This window comes from Enterobacter sp. T1-1, from assembly GCF_000710795.1.
Taxonomy (GTDB): Bacteria; Pseudomonadota; Gammaproteobacteria; order Enterobacterales; family Enterobacteriaceae; genus Enterobacter; species Enterobacter cloacae.
In genome coordinates this window covers 1-284 of sequence record NZ_JALW01000067.1, presented here as the reverse complement: position 1 = coordinate 284, position 284 = coordinate 1, and the positions used below count along the sequence as shown (strand labels likewise).

Annotated in this window: 1 protein-coding gene; it reads right to left on the bottom strand. The window is 58.5% G+C overall.

Going from position 1 to position 284, the window contains the following annotated elements; genetic code table 11:
• Positions 1-284, bottom strand: a 284-nt coding sequence (locus AK59_RS01000000123910) for an Ig-like domain-containing protein (protein ID WP_032618700.1), incomplete at both ends; no start/stop codon positions are given.

Genomic DNA, 284 nt, shown 5'->3' with positions numbered 1-284 from the left:
TCATCCACCACTTCACCCACGGTCACCTGGTTTGGATCCGGATCGACGGTGAAGGAGATCCCCGGAGACGGTTCACTGGTGTTGCCAGACGGATCGGTCACGGTAGTGGTGATCTCATGATCGCCTTTAGCCAGAGGCTTGTCTGGCGTATAGGACCATTTACCTTCGTCATCAACGATGACGGAACCGATCTTCTCGTCGTTATCGTAGATGTCCACCACGCTGCCCGGCTCGGCTTCGCCGCTCAGGGTCGGGGACTGATCGTCGGTGGTGTCGCCTGGACC